The organism is uncultured Gilliamella sp. (assembly GCA_945271295.1).
GTDB lineage: Bacteria > Pseudomonadota > Gammaproteobacteria > Enterobacterales > Orbaceae > Gilliamella.
On record CALYPG010000024.1, the window covers coordinates 1 to 23,848 of the forward strand.

Annotated in this window: 23 protein-coding genes; 10 read left to right on the forward strand and 13 right to left on the reverse strand. The window is 34.1% G+C overall.

The features are described 5' to 3' along the window. Nucleotides 1-498 precede the first annotated feature (498 nt). Entirely contained in the window at nucleotides 499-1,188 is a 690-nt protein-coding gene (locus Q0K76_RS10630; protein ID WP_294615488.1) for a LexA family transcriptional regulator, read from the forward strand. Nucleotides 1,189-1,442: 254 nt separating this feature from the next. Beyond that, nucleotides 1,443-3,278 carry an ABC transporter ATP-binding protein gene (locus tag Q0K76_RS10635; protein WP_294615490.1) on the forward strand — a complete coding sequence of 612 codons (1,836 nt, stop codon included), beginning with the start codon at nucleotides 1,443-1,445 and terminating at the stop codon, nucleotides 3,276-3,278. 93 nt (nucleotides 3,279-3,371) lie between these two features. Here the strand turns inward: Q0K76_RS10635 and dacB are convergent, their stop codons facing one another. Beyond that, nucleotides 3,372-4,808 (reverse strand): serine-type D-Ala-D-Ala carboxypeptidase, encoded by a 1,437-nt coding sequence (dacB, locus tag Q0K76_RS10640; protein ID WP_294615492.1) that lies wholly within the window; start codon nucleotides 4,806-4,808, stop codon nucleotides 3,372-3,374. Between the two features lie 185 nt (nucleotides 4,809-4,993). Here dacB and Q0K76_RS10645 point away from each other — a divergent pair, with 185 nt between their 5' ends. Next, complete coding sequence (locus Q0K76_RS10645) at nucleotides 4,994-6,010, forward strand: TerC/Alx family metal homeostasis membrane protein (RefSeq protein WP_294615494.1); 1,017 nt, start codon at nucleotides 4,994-4,996, stop codon at nucleotides 6,008-6,010. A gap of 55 nt (nucleotides 6,011-6,065) precedes the next feature. Here the strand turns inward: Q0K76_RS10645 and cycA are convergent, their stop codons facing one another. Then, complete coding sequence (cycA, locus tag Q0K76_RS10650) at nucleotides 6,066-7,445, reverse strand: D-serine/D-alanine/glycine transporter (protein WP_294615496.1); 1,380 nt, start codon at nucleotides 7,443-7,445, stop codon at nucleotides 6,066-6,068. Between the two features lie 197 nt (nucleotides 7,446-7,642). Here cycA and mltA point away from each other — a divergent pair, with 197 nt between their 5' ends. From mltA to asmA, 3 genes are all read left to right on the forward strand, one after another. Continuing rightward, a complete protein-coding gene (gene mltA, locus Q0K76_RS10655; RefSeq protein WP_294615498.1) occupies nucleotides 7,643-8,731 on the forward strand; it encodes a murein transglycosylase A in 1,089 nt (362 codons plus the stop codon). A 70-nt stretch (nucleotides 8,732-8,801) separates the two neighbouring features. After that, the gene (gene dcd, locus Q0K76_RS10660; RefSeq protein ID WP_294615500.1) at nucleotides 8,802-9,383 is read left to right on the forward strand and encodes a dCTP deaminase; all 582 of its coding nucleotides are present in this window, start codon (nucleotides 8,802-8,804) and stop codon (nucleotides 9,381-9,383) included. A gap of 33 nt (nucleotides 9,384-9,416) precedes the next feature. Beyond that, complete coding sequence (gene asmA / locus Q0K76_RS10665) at nucleotides 9,417-11,303, forward strand: outer membrane assembly protein AsmA (RefSeq protein ID WP_294615502.1); 1,887 nt, start codon at nucleotides 9,417-9,419, stop codon at nucleotides 11,301-11,303. A gap of 128 nt (nucleotides 11,304-11,431) precedes the next feature. Here asmA and hslU read toward each other — a convergent pair whose 3' ends face one another. The 11 genes from hslU to sucC form a co-directional block, all read right to left on the reverse strand. After that, on the reverse strand, nucleotides 11,432-12,760 hold the full coding sequence (hslU, locus tag Q0K76_RS10670; RefSeq protein ID WP_294615505.1) for an HslU--HslV peptidase ATPase subunit: 1,329 nt from the start codon (nucleotides 12,758-12,760) through the stop codon (nucleotides 11,432-11,434). A gap of 26 nt (nucleotides 12,761-12,786) precedes the next feature. After that, the gene (gene hslV, locus Q0K76_RS10675; RefSeq protein ID WP_065556332.1) at nucleotides 12,787-13,314 is read right to left on the reverse strand and encodes an ATP-dependent protease subunit HslV; all 528 of its coding nucleotides are present in this window, start codon (nucleotides 13,312-13,314) and stop codon (nucleotides 12,787-12,789) included. A gap of 171 nt (nucleotides 13,315-13,485) precedes the next feature. Next, nucleotides 13,486-14,802, reverse strand: coding sequence for a cell envelope integrity protein TolA (gene tolA / locus Q0K76_RS10680; RefSeq protein ID WP_294615511.1), 1,317 nt, complete (start codon nucleotides 14,800-14,802; stop codon nucleotides 13,486-13,488). A 30-nt stretch (nucleotides 14,803-14,832) separates the two neighbouring features. Beyond that, nucleotides 14,833-15,252 (reverse strand): colicin uptake protein TolR, encoded by a 420-nt coding sequence (tolR, locus tag Q0K76_RS10685; RefSeq protein WP_294615513.1) that lies wholly within the window; start codon nucleotides 15,250-15,252, stop codon nucleotides 14,833-14,835. A gap of 2 nt (nucleotides 15,253-15,254) precedes the next feature. Then, a complete protein-coding gene (gene tolQ / locus Q0K76_RS10690; protein ID WP_294615514.1) occupies nucleotides 15,255-15,935 on the reverse strand; it encodes a protein TolQ in 681 nt (226 codons plus the stop codon). Then, nucleotides 15,936-16,331: a tol-pal system-associated acyl-CoA thioesterase gene (gene ybgC / locus Q0K76_RS10695; protein WP_294615515.1), complete on the reverse strand. Its 396-nt coding sequence runs from the start codon at nucleotides 16,329-16,331 to the stop codon at nucleotides 15,936-15,938. Between the two features lie 158 nt (nucleotides 16,332-16,489). Beyond that, the gene (locus tag Q0K76_RS13060) at nucleotides 16,490-16,600 is read right to left on the reverse strand and encodes a cytochrome bd oxidase small subunit, CydX/CbdX family (RefSeq protein ID WP_363322474.1); all 111 of its coding nucleotides are present in this window, start codon (nucleotides 16,598-16,600) and stop codon (nucleotides 16,490-16,492) included. Between the two features lie 9 nt (nucleotides 16,601-16,609). After that, nucleotides 16,610-17,746 carry a cytochrome d ubiquinol oxidase subunit II gene (gene cydB, locus Q0K76_RS10700; RefSeq protein WP_294615516.1) on the reverse strand — a complete coding sequence of 379 codons (1,137 nt, stop codon included), beginning with the start codon at nucleotides 17,744-17,746 and terminating at the stop codon, nucleotides 16,610-16,612. A gap of 20 nt (nucleotides 17,747-17,766) precedes the next feature. Further along, nucleotides 17,767-19,338, reverse strand: coding sequence for a cytochrome ubiquinol oxidase subunit I (locus Q0K76_RS10705; protein ID WP_294615517.1), 1,572 nt, complete (start codon nucleotides 19,336-19,338; stop codon nucleotides 17,767-17,769). Between the two features lie 101 nt (nucleotides 19,339-19,439). After that, nucleotides 19,440-20,315, reverse strand: a complete 876-nt coding sequence (gene sucD / locus Q0K76_RS10710) for a succinate--CoA ligase subunit alpha (RefSeq protein WP_294615519.1) — start codon at nucleotides 20,313-20,315, stop codon at nucleotides 19,440-19,442. A 28-nt stretch (nucleotides 20,316-20,343) separates the two neighbouring features. Continuing rightward, on the reverse strand, nucleotides 20,344-21,513 hold the full coding sequence (gene sucC / locus Q0K76_RS10715) for an ADP-forming succinate--CoA ligase subunit beta (RefSeq protein WP_294615520.1): 1,170 nt from the start codon (nucleotides 21,511-21,513) through the stop codon (nucleotides 20,344-20,346). Between the two features lie 180 nt (nucleotides 21,514-21,693). On the opposite strand from sucC, the gene fldA reads away from it, so the two are divergent. The 4 genes from fldA to yciA all read left to right on the forward strand — a co-directional run bounded on the left by fldA (nucleotide 21,694) and on the right by yciA (nucleotide 23,847). After that, nucleotides 21,694-22,206 (forward strand): flavodoxin FldA, encoded by a 513-nt coding sequence (gene fldA, locus Q0K76_RS10720; protein WP_294615521.1) that lies wholly within the window; start codon nucleotides 21,694-21,696, stop codon nucleotides 22,204-22,206. Between the two features lie 76 nt (nucleotides 22,207-22,282). Continuing rightward, nucleotides 22,283-22,741, forward strand: coding sequence for a ferric iron uptake transcriptional regulator (gene fur, locus Q0K76_RS10725; protein WP_294615522.1), 459 nt, complete (start codon nucleotides 22,283-22,285; stop codon nucleotides 22,739-22,741). Between the two features lie 71 nt (nucleotides 22,742-22,812). Continuing rightward, the gene (locus Q0K76_RS10730) at nucleotides 22,813-23,358 is read left to right on the forward strand and encodes an inner membrane-spanning protein YciB (RefSeq protein WP_294615523.1); all 546 of its coding nucleotides are present in this window, start codon (nucleotides 22,813-22,815) and stop codon (nucleotides 23,356-23,358) included. Between the two features lie 30 nt (nucleotides 23,359-23,388). Next, nucleotides 23,389-23,847, forward strand: a complete 459-nt coding sequence (gene yciA, locus Q0K76_RS10735) for an acyl-CoA thioester hydrolase YciA (protein ID WP_294615525.1) — start codon at nucleotides 23,389-23,391, stop codon at nucleotides 23,845-23,847. Nucleotide 23,848: the final 1 nt, after the last annotated feature.

The window sequence follows — 23,848 nt, forward strand, 5'->3', positions numbered from 1 at the left end:
CAGGCCAACATGAAATATAAGGAATATAAGGAAAGAAAACAATGAAAAATCCTTACGCTGCTTATTATCCACTTTTTTCCGGTTAAGTCAACGTTTTTATTTTCCCACTATTTATTGACTAAACATCCAATCTTAATAAATAAATTAAATAAAAACAATGCACAACAAAGAATTTAGTACTTTTTTACAGCAAAAATATCATTGAAAAAAAATAAAACCGAAAATAAAAAAACGCAAAACGTTTAAAAATAAAACAATACGTCATGTAAAACAGAAACATATTAGCAGAAAAACAAGAAATAAATAATTTTAAAAACCAATATATCTACATTTTAAAACGTGAAATACCTCAAAATACTCAAATATAAAACGAATGACCACGCAAAAAAAAGAAAAATCCATACTTATATCCGTTTTTCAGCTAATTGATTTGTACAAAATCTATTAAATATGCACTATAATTAACCAATGGATAAAAAAGGAAAAACGAGTCAAAAAATGAATATGATCAAAAACAAAAATGTTAAAACATTTAAAGATAGATTACATAGCTCGATGCAAGGCTTGTCTGTTTCTGCTTTTGCTAAAAAATGTGACATGTCTGAGACAGTTATTAGAGATTATTTGTCTGGCAAAACCTATCCATCACTTACCCGTTTAGAAGTTATTGCCGAAAAATGTAATGTCTCTTATAACTGGTTGGCTACAGGTTATAAATTAGAAGTGCTAACCCCAAAAGATGATGACAATATTTATAACGAAAATATCTATCGCATTCCGGTTTATAAAAAACAGTTACCGACTAAAGAAGAAGCGCAAACACTACATTACATTCGCGAAACGCCATCAGTTATGAATTACCCAATTGTTGAAGGGTGGGCTGCTCACCGTGGATTAGATATAAAAAAATTAATTATCTATTGGGCTAAAGGTGATCTCATGTCGCCTGAAATAAAAAATAATAACGGTCTTATTATTAATACTGAAATAGCCGATATTGTTGATGGTGCAATTTATTTAATTGAATATGACAATATTACCTTACTAAGGAGAATTCGTTTAACTCTCGGTGGTTGGATATTAATTTGTAATAATAACCAATATCCCACTCTTGAAGTACCGAAAACTGATTTTGAAAAATACCATATTGTTGGTCGTGTTGTGCAAATTATTAAAGATGTTTTTTAGCCTAATTAATAGCTATAGATCACCTTTCAATATATAATCAATCGAGTGAGGGAAAATTAATCTAACATTTCCCTCCAATCCTTTTGGATAACTTCAGCAATAACAGGTAGAAATACAAGTGGCTAAAATTTAAAATTTTTACATAAATTTTTTGGTGCTAATAAGACATTAAGCTTTGTGGCACTCCCCCTCGCTTTTTAATGTCATTGATAAAATTATCAATGAACAATCTTTAATAATAAATTAGGTATGTTATGTATCGATTTTTTGAAAAAATGGTATCACCTTACCCTAAAGATGAGCCACAACCGACAGCTAAAAATATCTTTAGCTTTATTTATCAATCAACTAAAGGTATCCGCCTTTTTATATTTTTACTAATAATACTGAGCGCTATAGGTGGCGCTTTTGAAGCGTTTTTATTTGCCGCGCTCGGTAAAATTGTTGATTGGCTTGCTGTTGTTGAACCGGACAAGTTTTGGCAACAAGAAAAAGGCACACTAATGTTATTAGCATTAGTTATCTTAGCGAGCACATTAATAGTTGGATTACAAACGATCATTAAACATCAATGCTTGGCTGGAAATTTCCCCATGCGGATGCGATGGAATTTACATCGATTAGTACTTAATCAAAGCATGCGATTTTTTCAAGATGAATTTGCTGGAAGAATCTCAGCCAAAGTCATGCAAACAGCATTAGCTGTCAGGGATACCTGCTTTTTAATTGCTGATATTTTGATATTTGTACTTATCTCATTTATCACTATGGCTACTATAATCGGTCAATTAGCGTCTTGGTTATTACTCCCCTTCATTGGTTGGTGCGTTATTTATGGTCTTGCCATGTTTTATTTTATTCCTCGCCTTAGTGAAGTTGCGAGTATGCAAGCTGACGCTCGTTCAACTATGACCGGACGCGTAACCGATGCTTATACTAATATTATGACCGTAAAACTATTTTCCCATGCAGGTAATGAAGCTAAGTATGCACAAGAATCAATGGATGATTTTTTAGTCACCGTCAATAAACAAATGCGACTGGTGAGCAGTTTTGAAATAGTGAATCACTTATTAACCATTTCATTAATATTAAGTACCACCGGTGTAGCATTGTGGCTATGGACGAATCAATTAGTACAAATTGGTGCAATTGCCACAACAACAGCGGTCGCACTGCGACTAAATGGTTTATCACATTGGATCATGTGGGAAATAGCCGCCTTATTTGAAAATATTGGTGTAATTAAAGATGGTATTAATACTTTTTCAGTTACTAAAGCTGTTGTTGATTTACCTAATGCTACGCAACTAAAAGTTAACCAAGGTAAAATTGAATTCAACCATATCTATTTTAATTACGATAAAAAAACTCACAATGGTGTGATTGACGATCTAGATTTAACCATTAATCCCGGTGAAAAAATTGGTTTAGTGGGCCGTTCTGGCGCGGGGAAATCGACACTTATCAGTTTATTACTGCGTTTTTATGATTTACAAAAAGGGCAAATCAGTATTGATGGACAAGATATTTCCACAGTTACTCAAGAAAGTTTGCGAGCTCAAATTGGAATGGTAACTCAAGATACCTCTCTATTGCATCGTTCTGTGCGAGAAAATCTACTCTATGGCAACAATTCTGCCACTGAACAAGAGATGATAAAAGCGGCACAAAAAGCACAGGCAGATCACTTTATACAATCATTAGTCGATGCCAATGGTAGAAAAGGTTACGATGCATTTGTTGGTGAGCGAGGTATAAAATTATCTGGAGGACAACGGCAACGTATCGCCATTGCTCGTGTCATTTTAAAAAATGCACCTATTTTACTTTTAGATGAAGCAACTAGTGCTCTTGATTCTGAAATTGAACAAGCAATCCAAGAAAGCTTGTACACCTTAATGGAAGGGAAAACCGTTATTGCTATCGCCCATCGACTATCGACTATTGCTGCAATGGATAGATTGATTGTACTTGACCAAGGTAAGATTATTGAGCAAGGTAGTCATTCAGAACTTCTAGAGAAAAATGGATTGTATGCGCAACTTTGGAAGCATCAAAGTGGTGGTTTTTTGGGTAATAATTTATAAAAATCGCTTCTATTGTCAAAAAGTTTCAGGTCCGGTATATGTTTCAGTATAAAATATCTGACCTGAAAATATGTCATTAAGTATGATTATTTATTAATTAATAAAATTTTTATAAAACTCTGATTCAAATTGCATAATTGCACTATTTTTCGGTTCGCCTTGTCTATCAGCATGATATCCGGATAATAGTTGCACAAATGCAACATATTTACCATCGGGTTTTTGAATAAATCCGGCTAAATTATAACTACCTTGTATATAACCCGTTTTTGCTCGGATTACTTCTTTAAATGGAGGCTGACTAAAACTTTTACGATATTGTAAGGTACCATCGACCCCAGCTATAGGGAGTTTTTCAATAATTTTTAGTCGAGAATTATTATTTGAAATATATTGTAAGATCTCCATCAATTTCTCAGCACTGACTAAATTTAATCGAGATAATCCTGAACCATCAGCAATCACCAAATTTTCAAGATTTATCCCCGCCTTTTTACGTAAAATTTGTTTAACCGCATCACCACCATTACGCCATGTACCGGAAATATTATAATAATGAGCTCCCAATGTTCTAAAGATAGTATCGGCATAAAGATTATTCGATTTTTTTAACATTACAGTTAATAAATCAGACAGTGGTACTGATTGACTTGATGCTAATAAAGTTAATGATGTCGCTTTTTTTGAATTACGCTCAAAAATATTACCAGTGTAAGTTATTTTTTGCTGTATGAGTTGCTTCTTTAAAATTGAAGAAAAATATGCGACCCCATCAATTACTGCAAATTTTAAAGGTGTTTTTTGAGAACTAGCAGCAACACAACCAGATAAATGGTAATGATTTTTTTGTAAATAACTTACATCGAATTCACAATATTTATCAATTAAATCTTTACTATTCCCTGCAATGGTTTTGATATCACTTGTTAGTACAATTGGATAGTTTGAACCTATTGAAACGGTGGCTTTACCACCTACTTTACCTGGTGTGATTGTGGCATAAAAGCAATTATCATCAATACTCGCTGCTGATGGTGGAGCATTATAACAAGCAGTTAAATTATTCCAAGACCAACCCGATGCTTTATCATGGCTAGTAAAAATTGAAGTATCTAAAATTATATTTCCGACAATTTTTTCAACTCCTTTTTGACGCAAAGATGTCAACATATTTTTCAATCTTTCACGATTAAAAGTAGGATCACCACTTAATTGAATAATAAGATCGCCTTTTAACCGTTTATTACTAATTGAGCCATTAGTTTGCATGCGAGTGACAAAACGATAATCATTACCCAACTCAAGCTCAGCAGCTAATGCAGTAATTAACTTCTGGGTACTTGCTGGTTGTTTAAACTGATCACTTTTATATTGCGCTAACGTCTTGGGATTCTTACCCACTGACTTTATTAAAATTGATAAATCACTACCTTTTGGTAAAGAACTAATATAATGTTCAACAGATTGTGCAAGTAATGAACTCGAAAAAAGAGAAAGAACAAATAAAATAAATATTCTGAAATTTGTCATGAAAATTTGCTCAAAAAAGGATGATATTAAAACCGTTGTATAAAGGCATCAAATATATCTTTTTTTGTTTCCCCTATCAATATATACTCAATCACTTTTATAATCATGTTCTTTAAAAAGGTTGATATTAGTAGAACCAACTAGTTAAATTATTTTATAACGAACTATAAATTAGGTGGCTAAATATGATTCAAAGCTCATTGGGTTTTCCGCAAGAAACAGTGCTAGTGTTTATTATATTAGCATTTGTTGCAATAATTATTGATCTATATGCACACCATAATGATAAACCCATAAGCTTAAGTAATGCTATTGCCTGGTCACTTTTTTGGGTTGCTATCGCTTTAGGATTTACACTTTATTTATATTTACATCACGGCAGTGAAATAGCTAGTTTGTTTATTACAGGTTATGTGCTTGAAAAAGCGCTTTCTGTTGATAACTTATTTGTAATTATGGCGCTCTTTTCTTGGTTCGCTATCCCTAATAATTATCGTCATCGTATACTTTATTGGGGAATAATTGGTGCTATTATATTCCGTGCTATCTTCGTTGTTATAGGAACCGGACTATTATCTTTAGGGGCATGGATGGAGTTAGTTTTTTCGCTGATTGTAGCTTTTACCGGAATTATGATGTTAAAAAAACAGGATAATGATGAGATAACAGACTATTCTCGCCATTTGGCTTATCGTATAGCAAAACGTATATTTCCAACGTACCCTAAAATAGTCGGTAACCATTTCCTATTAAGCCAAAAACAACTCAATGCTGAACTTGCCAAATCGGAAAATAACAATTTAACTAATACAATCCCCAAAAGCGTTTTATATGCAACCCCTCTGTTTTTATGTACTATGGTAATTGAACTAAGTGATGTCATGTTTGCTTTCGATTCAGTACCGGCTGTAATAGCAGTTAGCCGTGAACCATTAATTGTCTATAGTGCCATGATTTTTGCTATTTTAGGGCTAAGAACAATGTACTTTGTACTAGAAGCAATGAAACAATATCTTGTTCATTTAGGAAAGGCTGTTATCTGCTTACTATTTTTTATTGCTATCAAATTAGCTTTAAATGCTAGTTACCATCTGTTTGGTTACGGCATCGATATTAGCCCAATTACCAGCCTTTACATAGTATTAGGCATATTAATGCTCGGAATCATCGCTAGTTTTATTTGGCCAGAAAAGAACAATTAGTAATGTTAACAAACCACTGAATATAATTTGGCAGGGAATGCCCTGCCATTATTTATTAACTTTTTTTACGTTTTAATGAACGAAAATAATAGTTTATACCTAGAATAACAAACCAAATTGGTGTTGCCATTAAAGCTTGGCAAGTATCCGTTTCAAAAGTAAGTAATACAATTACAAAGACAAAAAATGCCAAACACACCAAACACATTAAAATACCACCGGGCATTTTAAATTGGGATTGCTGATGTAATTGTTTTCTTTTAAAGCGGTAAACAATATAAGAGATAAGAATCATCGACCAAATAAACATAAATAAAATTGCAGATATCGTAGTTACTATGGTAAATGCTGCAATTACATTCGGAACTAAGTAAATCAGAACAACGCCACCTAAAAGGCAAGAACAGGAAAATAATAAACCATTGGCAGGAACTGAGCTATTTGATAGTTTACCAAAACGCGCTGGTGCATCTTGTTTTTTAGCTAACCCAAATAACATGCGACTGGTTGAATAAATCCCACTATTTGCCGACGATGCAGCCGATGTAAGCACTACAAAATTAATAATATTTGCAGCAGCGGGTAAACCTATTAATGTAAATAAATCAACAAATGGGCTATTATTTGGTGAAATAACATTCCATGGGGTTACACTCATAATGATAATTAAAGAAAACACATAAAAAAAGATGATACGTGCTGGCACAGAGTTGATTGCTCTAGGTAAGTTTTTATTAGGATTTACTGTTTCGGCAGCGGTTGTGCCTACTAACTCAATACCTACAAAAGCAAAAATAGCTATCTGAAAGCCAGCAAAAAAACCCATACTACCATGAGGAAAGAAACCGCCATACTCCCAAAGATTCGAAAACGCTGCTGTAGTATTAGTTTGTTCAGAATGAAATGAGGTAAAAATTAATCCAAGACCAATAATAATCAACGCCAAAATCGCAATAATTTTAATCATTGAAAACCAAAATTCTGTCTCACCGAACATTCTTACGGTTAATAAATTTAATATTAATAATACCGCAATTGTCAAAAACATGGGGATCCATGCTTGTAAATCGTCAAACCAATGTTGTGCATAACCAGCAATAGCTATTACATCAGCTATACCAGTAATAACCCAGCAAAACCAATAAGTCCAGCCGGTAAAAAATCCAGCCCAAGGCCCTAATAAGTCAGTGGCAAAATCACTAAAAGATTTGTAGTGTAAATTTGAAAGTAGGATTTCCCCCATTGCACGCATAACAAAAAACAAGATAAAACCTATAATCATATAGACAAAAATAATAGATGGTCCAGCTAGACTAATTGTCTTACCAGATCCCATAAATAAACCAGTACCAATCGCGCCACTAATTGCAATTAACTGAATATGTCGGTTGGAGAGATTTCGCTTAAGATCATGATTTGAATTTGTAACGCCCATCTTTATTATTACCTTTCTTTTTAACATTTCTCAAGTTTATATAAGAATATAGGACTATAAAGATTAAAGTATCAAATCGCAAGCTGAATTGTTATGAAAACTTTTTATAGTAACATACTAATTATTGGTAGTTTCTTATAATAGAAGAGTGTAGCATAACTGCCTAAATTCAATTATTTATTTTATTAACAACTAATATGAAAGAAAATCACCTTTATTCTCGTTTTTATGTTTTATGTATATTATTGATTTTATCGCTATTAACCGGTTGTCAAAGCAATTTGGCTAAGCCTAATAAGCAAGGTCAACAGTACATAGACGGGCGTCTTTCAGCTCCATTGAATATTAACTATCCCCAACTCACTACTCCTATTAATATTTCAGATTATATCATCCAAGTAGCAAAAATTAAGAGTGCATCACCATCTTTATATGTTAAAAACGAGCATATCTATAATGCAATAGATACCTGGATTAATCGTGCATTGGGTACAGATGAGTTTAAAAAAGTTGGATTAAATAGTTATGAAATGTCAGGACAAGATGACTTTGGTAATGTACATTTAACCGGTTATTATACCCCAATCATCAAAGCTAGATATCAACCAACTGCCGAATTTAAATATCCCATTTATGCAATGCCAAACCAAACTAAAAAACGCTTACCAACCCGTGAACAAATTTATAATGGTGCTTTAGCTAACAAAGGACTTGAACTAGCATATACTAACTCTTTGATGGATAATTTTATCATGGAAGTACAAGGTAGTGCTTACATTGATTTTGAAGATGGTAACCCATTAGTTTTTTTCAGTTATGGTGGTAAAAATGGTCATAGCTATTCAAGTATAGGACGATTGCTTGTTGAACAAGGTGAAATAAAAAAAGAAAATATGTCAATACAATCGATAAGAGAGTGGGCGAAAAATAAAAGAGAAAAGCAACTCAAAGCATTATTAATTCAAAATCGTTCATTTGTGTTTTTTAAACCGCAATATAACGCCGAAGTAAAAGGTGCGGCGGCAGTACCTTTAGTGGCAAACGCATCGCTAGCATCTGATAAATCATTGATTCCAACTGGTTCAGTGGTATTAGTTGATGTGCCACTTTTAGATAACGATGGTCGTTATCGTGGTAGACGAGAAACACGTTTAATGGTCGCGCTTGACGTAGGTGGCGCTATTAAAGGTCAACATTTTGATCTTTATCTGGGTGTCGGTGATAAATCAGGAAAAGTAGCTGGTTATTATAACCACTACGGTCGTGCATGGGTAATAAAGCCTTAAATCAACATCATCGACGCCATTAATATAACCTGCTAAAATGAAACGATAAAAGCAGATTTAAGGATAATTCATGAGACTTTGCGATCAAGATATTGAAGCCTATTTACGCAGTGGTAAACTGAAAATAACACCTCAGCCGGCATCAAGTTGTATCAATGGGGTGACTGTTGATGTACGATTAGGTAACCAATTTAGAACTTTCAAAGAGCATACTACCCCTTATATAGATTTAAGTGGACCAAAAGAAGAAGTATCTGCAGTTTTGGAACGCGTAATGAGCGAAGAAATAGTGCTTAGTGAAAAAGAGGCTTTTTATCTCCATCCAGGAGAGTTAGCTTTAGCGGTGACATTAGAATCAGTCACCATTCCAGATAATTTAGTTGGGTGGTTAGATGGTAGATCCTCCTTAGCACGACTTGGTCTTATGGTTCATGTAACAGCGCATCGGATTGATCCTGGTTGGCAAGGTCAAATTGTGTTAGAATTTTTTAACTCGGGTAAAATTCCATTAGCTCTTAGACCCGGTATGACAATTGGGGCTCTGAGCTTTGAAACACTAACCAACCCTGCAATCAGACCTTACAATCGTCGTCTGGATGCAAAATACAAAGACCAACAAGGCGCTGTCGCCAGTCGTATTGATAAAGACTAAAATAGTTTATTACCTTTATAAAGGAACATTAATATGATCAAAAAAATATTGGTTACCCTCTTTGTTTTAATTCTATTAATAACTATCTGTATCGTCTCATTGATCGTTTTTGTTGATCCTAATAATTTTAGAGGATTTATTTCTGATACGGTCAAAGACAAAACCGGTTATGAGTTAACGATTGAAGGGGATTTACGTTGGCATATATGGCCACAAGTGAGCATACTAACTGATTCGGTTAAACTTTATGACACAGGTGCGGAAAAACCAATTTTACTCGCTGATAATATGCGACTTGATGTTGAGTTATTGCCTTTATTTTCAAAAAAATTATCCGTCAAAAATGTCTTTGTTAAATCTGCGGTGATTAATTTCACTAACAACAGTAAAGGAAAAGTCAGTAAAAATAACGAAAATAACACCACAAATACGACAAACAATCAAAATCCAAAACCAGATGAACAAAAAAAATCATCAGATTGGACTTTTACATTAAACAAATTTGAAGTTAGTGATAGTACTGTTGTACTACAACATAATGACGATCTAATTAATTTTAGAGACATTAATCTAGTAATTGAACAAGATGCGAATAAGAAAGTTACCATTGATTTGAATGGGAATATTGATCGAAATCAACAAGATCTTTTTTACTCTGTAAAAGCTGATGTCGATTTAGCTCAGTTTCCGGCAAATACAAAAATTACAATAAACAAATTTGATTATACCTATAAAGCACCGTCTATAGCTACAGGGAAACTACAAGGGACTATAAATGGAGTATTTGATTATCAGCAAAGTCCATCTATACTAAAAAGTAAAGATCTGACTTTTTCAGTTAATGATAATAATTTTTCAGGTATGATTAATGTCAACCTCGATAAAAAACCTTATGCCGATTTACAACTTAATTCAAATAACATTGACTTGACTCCGTTTTTAAAACCAAAAGAAAAATCGAATGACAATGTCACTATTCAGCAAACTAAACCAGTGGTATCGAATGTTACCAATACAGCTAATGAACTTAGTTTTCTTAATAGTTTTAATGCTAACACTAAGTTAAACATCAAACAATTAACTGCCAACAAAATCGTATTAAACGACATTAACATTGACATCGTTAACAACGATGGGATAGCAACATTTAATGACATGAGTTTCAACTTTGCCAAAGGACATATTGCAACAACAGGATCAGCCAATGGTAAGCAAAAAAATGCTCAAATTAAGTTGAACACTAAAATTACTAATATCGATTTAAATGATTTTTTTAGCAAAATAGAAGTTTCAAATGATTTAGAAGGGTTATTTAATGCAACAGGAAATCTCGTCCTAAATAACTTGACAACATCTAAATTATTAGAAAATTTGCAGGGTAATATGGCTGTTACAGTAACAAATGCCAGATTAAACAATATTAATATTCCCGATATCATTGAAAATGCTGCCAAACAATTTACCAAAGATATCGCGACAGCTGAAGATCGCAAAAAATATACTGAATTTCATAAAATTGCGGCTAATGCCAATCTATCTAATGGCAATATGCAACTCACTTCATTAACCGCCAATTCCGAAACACTCGATGTGATTGATGGTTCAGGGCATGTTGGTATGATTAAAAAGGACCTAGACGTCAACTTAAACATTAAAATGTTAGGTGGTTGGAATGGTAAAAGCGAAACTATTGCAAAACTTCAACAATTAACTATTCCACTACGTATTTATGGACAATTTACTAATCTTAGTTACCAAATTGACATGAATAAATTAGTCAAGGATTTATTTGATAATAAATTGCAACAAGGTTTAGATAAACTACGAAATAAACTTGAACATCAAGATTCTAAAAATAATTCAAAATCTAAGTCTAAACAAAAAGCTATCGATATTTTAGGTGGACTGTTAGGTAAATAGGTAATTATTAATTAAAATTAATATACCTATATTAATCGGATATCAAAATTCGTTAACTTGTAAATGATTATAAAAAAAGGTGAGTTTAACTCACCTTTTTACTTTATTAATGTGGATGTTTGAAGGAATTATAAAATAAATTTACTCAGATCCTCATCAGCTACCAGTTTATCTAAATGATCACCAACATATTTAGCATCTATAGTAATAGTTTGTCCGTCAAGCTCACTGGCTTCAAATGACACTTCTTCCATTAACCGTTCTAATACTGTATGTAATCTACGAGCACCAATATTTTCATTTTGCTCATTAACCTGCCAAGCTGATTCGGCAATTTTACGTATACCATCTTGAGTAAAATCAATATTTACCCCTTCAGTTGCTAACAGTGCTTTATATTGAACTGTAAGTGAAGCATTTGGTTCAGTTAATATGCGCTCAAAATCTTCACTAGTTAATGCTTGTAACTCAACTCGAATTGGCAAACGCCCTTGAAGTTCAGGAATTAAATCTGATGGGCTTGCCGTTTGGAACGCACCAGAAGCAATAAATAGAATATGATCTGTTTTCACCGAACCATGTTTAGTTGATACAGTGCAACCTTCGACTAATGGTAATAGATCGCGCTGAACACCTTCTCTAGACACATCTGGTCCGGATGAGTTACCACGTTTACAAACTTTGTCTATTTCATCAATAAAGACAATTCCATTTTGTTCAACCGCTTCAACTGCTTCACGTTTGAGATCATCAGGATTAACAAGTTTAGCTGCTTCTTCTTCAATCAATTGTTTCAAAGCATCTTTAATTTTCATTTTACGAGGCTTAGTTTTTTGGCCGCCAAGATTTTGAAACATAGATTGTAACTGGTTAGTCATCTCTTCCATGCCTGGAGGAGCCATAATTTCTACACCTATATTTATGCCAGCTATTTCAATTTCAATCTCTTTTTCATCAAGCTCGCCTTCGCGTAATTTTTTTCTAAATGCTTGTCTAGCGGTAGAGTCAGTGTTATTTTCAATTTGTCCCCAACCATCTTTTGCCGGTGGAACTAGTACATCTAATATGCGATCTTCAGCGAGTTCTTCAGCGCGATTACGATTTTTTTCGATTGCTTCTTGTCGAATCATTTTTACGGCCGAATCAGTTAGATCGCGAATAATTGAATCAACTTCCTTACCTACATAACCTACCTCAGTAAATTTTGTTGCTTCTACTTTAATAAATGGTGCATGAGCTAATTTTGCTAAACGCCTTGCTATTTCTGTTTTACCAACACCTGTTGGACCAATCATGAGTATATTTTTCGGGGTAACTTCATGGCGCAAAGCTTCATCAAGTTGCATACGACGCCATCGATTACGTAATGCAATAGCAACAGAACGTTTCGCTTTATCTTGTCCAATAATATGTTGGTTTAGTTCGCTTACAATTTCGCGAGGAGTCATTTCAGACATAATTTATTTTCTCTTAATCGGATTAATTAATAATTGAGTTCTTCGATTGTTTGGAAATTATTAGTATAAACACAAATATCACCAGCAATCGATAAAGATTTTTGCACAATATCATGTGCAGATAACGACGTATTATCAAGCAGAGCTCGAGCTGCGGCTTGTGCATATGGACCACCTGAACCAATAGCAATTAAATCATCTTCTGGTTGAATAACATCACCTGTACCAGTAATGATTAATGATGCACTTTCATCTGCTACAGCAAGTAAGGCTTCTAATTTACGCAACATTCTGTCTGTTCGCCAATCTTTAGCAAGCTCTACTGCTGACTTAGTTAAATGCCCTTGGTGCATTTCAAGTTTGCGTTCAAATAATTCAAAAAGGGTAAAAGCATCAGCAGTTCCACCGGCAAATCCTGCAATCACTTTATTATTGTATAAACGGCGAACTTTACGCGCATTACCTTTCATAATAATACGTTCACCAAGGGTGACTTGACCATCACCGCCGATAACAACTTGCCCTTCACGACGAACACTAACAATTGTTGTCATATTCTGCTCCTTCTCTTACTAAATAACTTTATTGGGAATGAATAGAGGTAATATTGGGATGATTAACCTATTTTCAACATATTTATTCAAATATATTGAGGATTTTTTTTATTGTAAAGCCGTGTTAGGTTATTTTGATATTGTCGTTTCAAAAATGAGATAGACTAATTATTAATTTGGTTGAAATTCAATATTCATTATTTTAACTTCGTCATAAAAAGCACTTGATGGTTTAGGAATAATTGCCAATTTAGTAGCAGAAATAGCTTCCCGACATAAAGCCGGATCGCCACCTTGAGCTACCACATCTAATAATAAGCCATCAGGAGCAATCTGAATTTTTAAATAGCAAACTTTACCACTATATAATTTATTTGGATTAATGAATTTATTACTTATTGCGTTTTTTACCAAAGATTGATATTTGTTCAACTCTCCATCAGATACACCTTTCCGACTGGCGGTCTTGCCTGAAGAGTTAGGTTTGCTAGACGTTAATCCACCTAAAAGATCATTAATTACTTTATCATTTTTTGCACTCTCTGCCGCTTTTCTTTTGGCTGCTTTTTCTTTCGCGGCTTTTTCAGCGGCTTCTTTAGCCGCTTTTTCGGCTGCTTCTTTATCTATTGCAGTTTTTTCAGTGTCTTTTACTTCTGTTGTTTTTTCTTTCGCAACTCTATCTGCTGCTTCTTTGGCGGCTTTTTCTGCTTTTTCTATTGCCGCTTTTTCTCTCGCAGCTCTTTCTGCTGCTTGTTTAGCTTCTTTTTCTCTCGCCGCTTTTTCTCTCGCTTCTCTATCAGCCGCTTGTTTAGCTTCCTTTTCTATTGCCGCTTTTTCTTTTGCGGCTTTATCTGCAGCTTCTTTTTCTCTCGCGGCTTTTTCAGCGGCTTTTTCAGCGGCTTCTTTAGCCGCTTTTTCGGCTGCTTCTTTTTCTCTCTCCGCTTTTTCAGCGGCTTCTTTAGCCGCTTTTTCGGCTGCTTCTTTTTCTCTTGCTGCAATTTCAGCGGCTTCTTTAGCTGCTTTTTCGGCTGCTTCTTTTTCTCTTGCTGCAATTTCAGCGGCTTCTTTAGCCGCTTTTTCGGCTGCTTCTTTTTCTCTCTCCGCTTTTTCAGCGGCTTCTTTAGCTAGCTTTTCCTGCTCTTGTCTTTGTTGTTCAGCCAATTTTAAACGTTCTTTTTCTAATTCTTTGAGACGTTGCTGCTCTGCTAGCTGTTTTTCTTGCAATTGTTTAGTCTGTTTATCTAACTGCTGCTGTCTTTGCTGCTCTGCCTTCTGTTGACTCACTTTATTCTGTAATTGTCGCTGATATTGCTCTGTCATGACTGATGGGTCAACCATAATAGCATCAATAGATTGCCCATTTAAACTACCATAACTTGCATCATTATTGTGCATTGCTTTATAACTCAAAATAGCAATTAACACTAAATGTAAAATAATAGATACAGTTATTGGCAGACTTAACTTTGAGTTTGACTTGTAAGACATTGCTGACATTTTTAATATTTGTTATGGTATTTAAATTGGTTGAGTCATTAATCCAACAGATTTAACACCTGCAGATTGTAATAAATTCAAGGCTTTGATAATTTCTTCATAAGGAACATTTTTCGCTCCACCTACTAAAAAAACCGCTTTTTCATTAAGCGCTAATTGTTGTTTTACCTCAGCAACGATTTGTTCCTGTGGTAAATTAGCTTGACGATCTTGATCTATTATTAAAGCATATATTCCAATATCCGATACTTCAATAATAATTGGTTTATTTTCTGAAGGAGAAACAGTTTGTGATTCAGATGCTTCAGGTAAATCAACTTCAACACTTTGACTTATAATAGGTGCTGTCGCCATAAAAATAAGCACTAATACCAATAATACATCGAGTAAAGGTACGATATTGATTTCTGACTTAGTTGAATAACGTGAACGTCTACTCATAATTACTTCCTAACTGCAACAGCTTGACGTTGTAAAATAGCAGAAAATTCATCAATAAAATTAAGATAATTTTGTTCTATTCTGCTAACTTTCAATGATAAACGATTAAATGCCAGTACAGCCGGAATAGCTGCAAATAAACCAATAGCAGTAGCAATTAATGCTTCGGCAATCCCTGGTGCAACCATTTGTAATGTTGCTTGTTTTACCGCCCCAAGAGAAATGAACGCATGCATAATTCCCCAAACAGTACCGAATAAACCAATATAAGGACTAATTGAACCAACTGTCCCCAAAAAAGGAATATGCAGTTCTAAGTTGTCAAGTTCACGATTCATTGCCAAACGCATAGCACGAGATGCACCATCTAATGCAGCTTCTGACATATTGGGATTGATTTGATATAAGCGAGAAAACTCCTTAAAACCTGAATAAAAAATATGCTCTGTTCCACAAATTTGTTCTTTATTATATTTTGCTTTATCAAATAAAACATTTAAATCATCTGCTGCCCAAAAGCTATTATCAAATTGTTCAATTTGTTTTCTAGCTTGACTTAATAGTTTACTTCGTTGAAATATTATAGCCCACGACATTACAGAAAACGTAAGTAACAATAACATAACACCTTGCACTAAAAGACCTGCTTGTAAAAACAAATCAATAATATTCAGATTTTCCACTTATTTAAACTCCAAAACTAATAACTTCGGAAGCCCACACGGCTTCATTTTAGTAATATCTACACACGCAATAACCACATCAGCAGTGCTAATTAGCTGCTTATGTTGATTATAAATAGTCTGCTTAAAAATAATTGACGCTTTGCGTATTTGCTCAACTTTACTACTAATAGTTAGCATATCATCTAACCGGGCTGGAAATAGGTAGCTAATATCCATCTTTTTAACCACAAAAGCAATACCTTCTTGTAATAACTTTTGCTGATTAATATCAAGTTGTCTTAATATTTCTGTACGTGCTCGCTCAAAAAAAGCAAGATAGCGAGCGTGATATACCACACCGCCCGCATCAGTATCTTCATAGTAGACTCGTGCATTCCAATAGAATTCTTTCATATTCAAATTTCATATCAATTAATTAGTGTGCCATTATATCTGAATATGAATTCAACTGCATTATGATATAAAATCACTCAAATGAAATCAATTATCATTTACCATGATAAACAACTTAACTGAAAGAGGTGGCCTTTAACCACCTTAAGATTCTATTTTTACTTTTTGCCAGATTCACTTTCATTATTTATATGTTCGAATCTAAGTCCAGTAATAACAGCAAGCATGCAAACAGCAATAATTCCTACAAACCATAAAACATAATACATAATTATTCCTTAATAAAGAGAATGTTTATTATTCTCGATATGATTTTTATCAAGTCTTCCAAACATTTTGATATAAGACCAAATAGTATATGAAAGAACTATCGGCAAGAAGATCAAAACAACAATAAACATAATATTAAGTGTTAACTGACTCGATGAGGCGTCCCATATAGTCAAACTTGCATTAGGCATGATACTAGATGGCATAATGAACGGGAATGTTGCAATACCATAAGTAAACAATACACACGCAATAGTTAAAATTGATAAAATAAATACTAGGGCATTTTTATTTAAACCAGAACAAATAATATTCAATACTGGAAATACCATCCCTAAAATAGGTACTATCCATAAAATAGGATAATTAATATAATTAGTTAGCCATGACGCATCTGTCGTTACTGTTTTACTCAAAGGATGTGAAGTTGCATTATAATCAATAACACTAGTTACTTCATAACCATGAATACCAAAAGTTACCCAAACACCGGCTAATACAAAAGCAATCAACATAATTAGATTAGAAATTTGTGTAGCCTTTCTGGCTCTTAAATAAAGTTCACCTGATGTTTTCATTTGTAACCAAGCACCACCATGTGCAACAAATAACATTAAACTAACAACACCAACTAAAATTGCAAACGGGTTAAGTAAACCAAAAAAGTTACCCATATAAAAAACACGATAGGCATTATCGAACTTAAAGGGAACCCCTTGTAATAAATTACCAAAAGCAACACCAAATACAAGGGCGGGTACAAAGCTGCCAACAAAAATTCCACCATCCCATAAGCTACGCCACTTAGAATTTTCAAGCTTACTACGATAGTCAAAACCAATAGGTCTAAAAAACAATGCACAAAGCACTAGAATCATTGCAATATAAAAGCCAGAAAACGATGCAGCATATGCCATAGGCCAAGCCGCAAATATCCCTGCACCTGCCGTGATTAACCAAACTTGATTACCATCCCAATGAGGAGCAATAGCATTAATCATAATACGTCGTTCAGTATCAGTTTTGCCAATAAATGGTAGTAAAATCCCCACCCCCATATCAAAGCCATCTGTGACAACAAAACCGATTAATACAACACTAATCAGAATCCACCAGATAACACGTACAATTTCATAATCAATCATTGTGTATACTCCCTAATGTCCTATTCTGTTATCGGTTGTGTTTTTTCATAATGATAGTTGCCTGTACCTAATGAACTTGGTCCTAAACGAGCAAATTTGAACATTAAGAACATTTCTGCAACTAAAAATAGAGTATATAGTCCACAAATAAGCACCATCGTAAATAATACTTCACCAGCCGTTAATGATGAATTGGCAATACCTGTTGGTAATATATCTTGAATAGCCCAAGGCTGGCGTCCATATTCAGCTACAAACCAACCTGACTCACATGCCAGCCATGGAAAGGGTAAAAATAAAACTAACAAACGATATAACCAACGTTTTTCACCAATTTTATTTTTATAAGTAGCCCATAACGCAATACCCGTTCCAAGAATCATCAAACAACCCAAACCAACCATAACTCTAAACGCCCAGAATAATGGCCAAACCGCTGGAATCGAATCTTCTGTCGCCGCTTTGATGTGTTCTTCTGTAGCTTGAGGTATAGTGAGATTATCACGATCGGTAAAACGTTTAACCAAATAACCATAACCTAAATCCGCTTTATTTTTTTCAAAAGCTTCAATAATAGCTGGATCTTGATTTCCTTGTTGGATTTTGGCTAAATTGGCATAGGCTAAAATACCATTACGAATTCTTGCTTCATTATTAGCCAAAATATCTTTTAGACCTTTTACTTGTGTATCAAAAGAGCGAGTTGTCATTATCCCCATAAGATAGGGAATCTCAATGGCGAATAGATTTTCTTTATTTGCTTGTGATGGAAATGCAATGACATTAAAAGATGCTGGAGCAGGTTGGGTTTCCCATTCTGCTTCAATAGCAGCAAGTTTCGTAGGTTGAACTGTTGTTAATTCGTGACCGGCCTCATCTCCCATAATTGCAACTACAATCGACATAATAAAACCGAACATAGCAGCCACGGCAAAAGATCGTTTAGCAAATGCAGTATCACGTTTTTTAAGTAAATAATATGAACTAATGCTTAAAACAAAAATCGCTCCAGTTAAATACCCAGCCGCCACGGTATGAACAAACTTATATTGAGCAACAGAATTTGTAATTAGATCAAAAAAACTCGCCATTTCCATGCGAGAATTAATCGGATTAAAATCCGAACCTACCGGAAATTGCATCCAACCATTAGCAACTAAAATCCAAAGAGCAGATAGATTTGAACCAAACGCAACACACCAAGTAACCATTAAATGCTTACCTCGGCTTAATCTCTCCCAACCAAAGAAAAACAAACCGACCATTGTTGATTCTAAAAAAAATGCCATTAAGCCTTCTATAGCTAGTGGCGCTCCAAAAATATCACCCACGTAATGAGAATAATATGACCAGTTAGTACCAAACTGAAACTCCATGGTTAAACCTGTTGCAACCCCTACTGCAAAATTTATACCAAAGAGTTTGCCCCAGAATTTAGTCATATCTTTCCAGACTTGTTTTCCACTAACAACATATACCGTTTCCATAATTGCTAACAAAAACGCTAAACCTAGCGTTAATGGTACAAAAATAAAATGATACATTGCGGTGAGTGCAAATTGAAGGCGTGAAAGTTCTACTATATCTAACATATTTGCTCCCTAATCCTTGAATGCCCACAAAATTTATAACGTTATTTTGCGACATTGTACACCAATAATTTGAGAATAAAAATTGATATATGTCAAAAGCATTACATTTTAAATTGTTTTTTTACAGCCTCACCAATATCTGCAAGACTACTCACCACCGTAATACCCGCAGCTTGTAATATTTTAGTTTTTTCTGCTGCAGTACCTTTTTTACCGGAAATAATTGCTCCAGCATGCCCCATACGTTTACCAGAAGGCGCTGATACGCCAGCTATATAACCAATTACAGGTTTAGTTACGTGTTGTTTAATATATTCGGCAGCTTCTTCTTCGGCAGTACCACCAATTTCACCAATCATCACAATGGCTTGTGTTTTTGGATCTTGCTCAAGCAAAGCTAAAATGGTAATAAAATCACTACCTGGTATAGGATCACCACCAATACCAACACAAACTGATTGACCTAACCCAATATCAGTAGTCTGTTTTACCGCTTCATAAGTTAACGTTCCCGATCGAGAAATAATACCAACTTTGCCAGCTAAATGAATGTGCCCCGGCATAATACCTATTTTACATTCATCTGGAACAATAATACCTGGACAATTCGGTCCAATCATTATTACATCATGATGCTGTTTTAATTTCTCTTTAACAATTAGCATATCCAAAGTTGGAATACCTTCAGTAATGCACACAATCAATTTAATACCTGCTGCTATCGCTTCTAATATAGAGTCTTTACCAAATGCTGCTGGCACATAGATAACACTCGCAGTTGCTCCGGTAGTATCAACCGCCTCTTTAACGGTATTAAATACAGGCAAACCTAGATGAGTCGTTCCACCTTTACCTGGGGTAACGCCACCGACTAATTTGGTACCATATGCAAGTGCTTGTTGAGAATGGAAAGATCCTTGACTACCGGTAAATCCTTGGCAGATGACTTTGGTTTCTTTATTTATTAAAATTGACATTATAACTATTCTCCATTCCTTGTGTTGGTTATGCAACTGCGACAATTTTTTGTGCGGCATCAATTAAGCTTTCAGCAGTAATAACATTTAATTTGCTATCAGCAAGAATTTGTCTAGCCTGTTGTGCATTATTACCTTCTAAACGCACAACTACAGGGACTTTAAGACCTATTTCTTCAATTGCCGTAATAATACCATCAGCAATTAAATCACAGCGCACTATGCCACCAAAGATATTAACTAAAATTGCTTTAACATTATTATCGGATAAGATCAATTTAAATGCTTCAGCAACCCGTTCTTTAGTTGTGCCACCCCCAACATCTAAAAAATTAGCTGGTTCACCACCATAAAGCTTAATAAGATCCATTGTTGCCATTGCTAGACCAGCACCATTTACCATGCAGCCAATATTACCTGCTAGCGAGACATAACTGATTCCTTGTTTAGCAGCAATCGATTCACGTTCATCTTCTTGAGTCGTGTCCCTTAATACATTTAAATTTGGATGCCTAAATAAAGCATTGTCATCTAAAACAATTTTCGCATCTAAACAAATTAATTCTTCAGAATCGGTAATAACTAATGGATTAACTTCCGCTAAAGCAATATCATTTTCTAAAAAAAGTTTGCCAAAATTAACAAATAGTCGAGAAAATTGATTAATCAATTTACCATTTAAACCTAATTTAAACGCCAGATCGCGACCTTGAAAGGCACATGGCCCGGTTAATGGATCGAGTGAAACTTTATGAATTAAATGTGGTGTTTTTTCAGCAACACTTTCAATATCAACACCCCCTTCGGTTGAAGCCATAATCACAACCCGTTTAGTGCTTCGATCAACCACAGCGCCTAAGTAAAGCTCTTGTTTAATATGGGAGGCCTTTTCAATTAAGATTTTGTTAACTAATTGCCCTTTAGCAGTTGTTTGATAAGTAACCAGATATTGACCCAACCACTTTTCAGCAAACAATTTTATTTCGTTGAAATTTTTGGTACATATAACTCCACCAGCCTTACCTCGCCCTCCCGCATGCACTTGACATTTCGCTACCCATGCATTTGAAACAGTTTGAGATGATAATTCAGCTAATATATCTTGTATTTCATCAATTGAATTGCAGACATACCCTTCAGGAACGGGTAAATTATATTGTTTAAACAGATGTTTGGCTTGATATTCATGCAGGTTCATAGCGAGATTCCACAGCTTAATTTAATAAAAAACAGTAGGTAATTCTAATCTAAGATCATTAATTTGTGTAGTAAATAATAACCAATATTAGTGACAAATGAGAATTATTGCTGATAGTAATTGACAGTGTTATAATCCAATAATATTTCAATACGATAACTAATAGCAAAGGTAAAAAATATGGCAAAAGTTGGTATTTTTTTTGGTAGTGACACCGGTAATACAGAAAATGTAGCTAAACAAATCCAACTCATCTTAGGCAGTGATAAAGCAGATCTTTATGATATTGCTAAAAGCACTAAAGAGCATATCGAACAATATGATTATTTATTTTTCGGCATTCCAACTTGGTATTATGGTGAGTCTCAATGTGATTGGGATGACTTTTTCCCTAATTTAGAGCAAATTGATTTCAATGGCAAAACAGTAGCTATTTTTGGTTGTGGCGATCAGGAAGATTATGCTGAATATTTTTGTGACGCCATGGGAACAATTCGCGATATAATTGAAGCAAAAGGTGCTAAAATAGTTGGGCATTGGTCAACAAAAGGGTACAATTTTGAAGCTTCAAAAAGTTTGGTTGATGATTCACATTTTGTAGGCCTTGCAATTGATGAAGATCGTCAACCTGAATTAACGCAAGAACGTATAAATAACTGGGTAAATCAAGTAATCACTGAAATGAATCTTTAGTCTTTTAAAATGATTTTTTTATTTTCTGGGCATCGTTTCTATAATATATATTCAATTAACTAAAATAGGATGCAATATGGCAAATCATGATAATGATAATAATGCTGCACTGAAAAGTGCTGGTTTAAAGGTTACGTTACCACGATTAAAAATTTTAGAATTATTGCGTGATCCCTCCTGTCAACATATAACGGTAGAAGACCTCTACAAAAAATTGCTTGATATGGGGGAAGAAATTGGGCTTGCCACGGTTTATAGAGTTTTAAATCAATTTGATGATGCAGGTATTGTTACTCGTCATAATTTTGAAGGTGGTAGGGCTGTTTTTGAATTGGCTACACAAGAACATCATGACCATCTAATTTGTTTAGATTGTGGAGAAGTATTTGAATTTCGAGATGAAGTTATTAATTCTCGACAAAAAGAAATCGCTGCTCAATATGGTGTTGAGCTCACTTATCATAGTCTTTACCTTTACGGTCATTGTCACTCAGGTGATTGTAAAAATCATCCTGAACTTCATACCAAAAAATAAGCCTATTTCAATAGGCTTTTTTATTTATTCCAATGAAAAAATTTATCTTTTCTGATTAGGTTAATAATTAAATGAAACAACTTTTAAATTTTATTCCACTTATCTTCTTTTTTGTTTTTTTAACAATATATGATGTTTTTGCTGGTGTTCAAGCGCTAATGATCTCAGCAACAGTTTCATTTCTTATTCTTCTTATAATTTACCGAAAAATAGATAAAGTAGAATTAATATCTTATCTAATGATTATTGTGTTCGGAGGATTTACTCTATATACACAAAATCCGAATATCATCAAATGGAAAGTTACTATTATCAATTTCTTATTTGCGACAGCATTACTAGTTAGTCAGTGTATATTTCAAAAAAATCTGCTACAAACAATGTTAGGCAAAGAATTACAATTAGATTCAATTGTATGGAATAAACTTAATTTAATATGGGTTAGTTTCTTCATGTTTTGCGGAATAATTAGTTTGGGTGCAACCTATTACACATCAGATGACTTTTTTTGGAAATTCAAAGTGTTTATTTTACCTGGTGCTTCACTATTATTATCTTTTATATCAGGTATCTATATTTATAGAAACATGAACAAAAGCGCAAACGAAAGCAATTAATCTAGTCACGTAAGGTGGAGTATTTTAATAATGAAACAAGAAACAACTAAACCGCAAGGTCAATTGGTACTTAGAACATTAGCTATGCCCGCTGACACCAATCCTCATGGACATATATTTGGAGGCTGGATCATGTCACAGATGGATCTTGCTGGTGGAATTTTAGCTAAAGAAATTGCCAAAAAAAGAGTTGTTACTGTCAATGCTAGCAGTATTACCTTTCATAAACCAGCAATGGTAGGCGATGTGGTTTGTTGTTATGCGCATTGTATAAAAACGGGAAAAACATCGATTACAATCGGCATTGAGGTTTGGATCAAAAAACTAACCGATACCAACGCTGATAACCAACGTTTTTGTATAACCGATGCTACATTTACTTATGTTTCAGTAGATAAACATAACAATCCCAACCCTCTACCTGAGGCATTTCAGCATTACGACTGTAATAAAGATCCTATTAGTAAATTAAATTTAATTAATAGTTGAT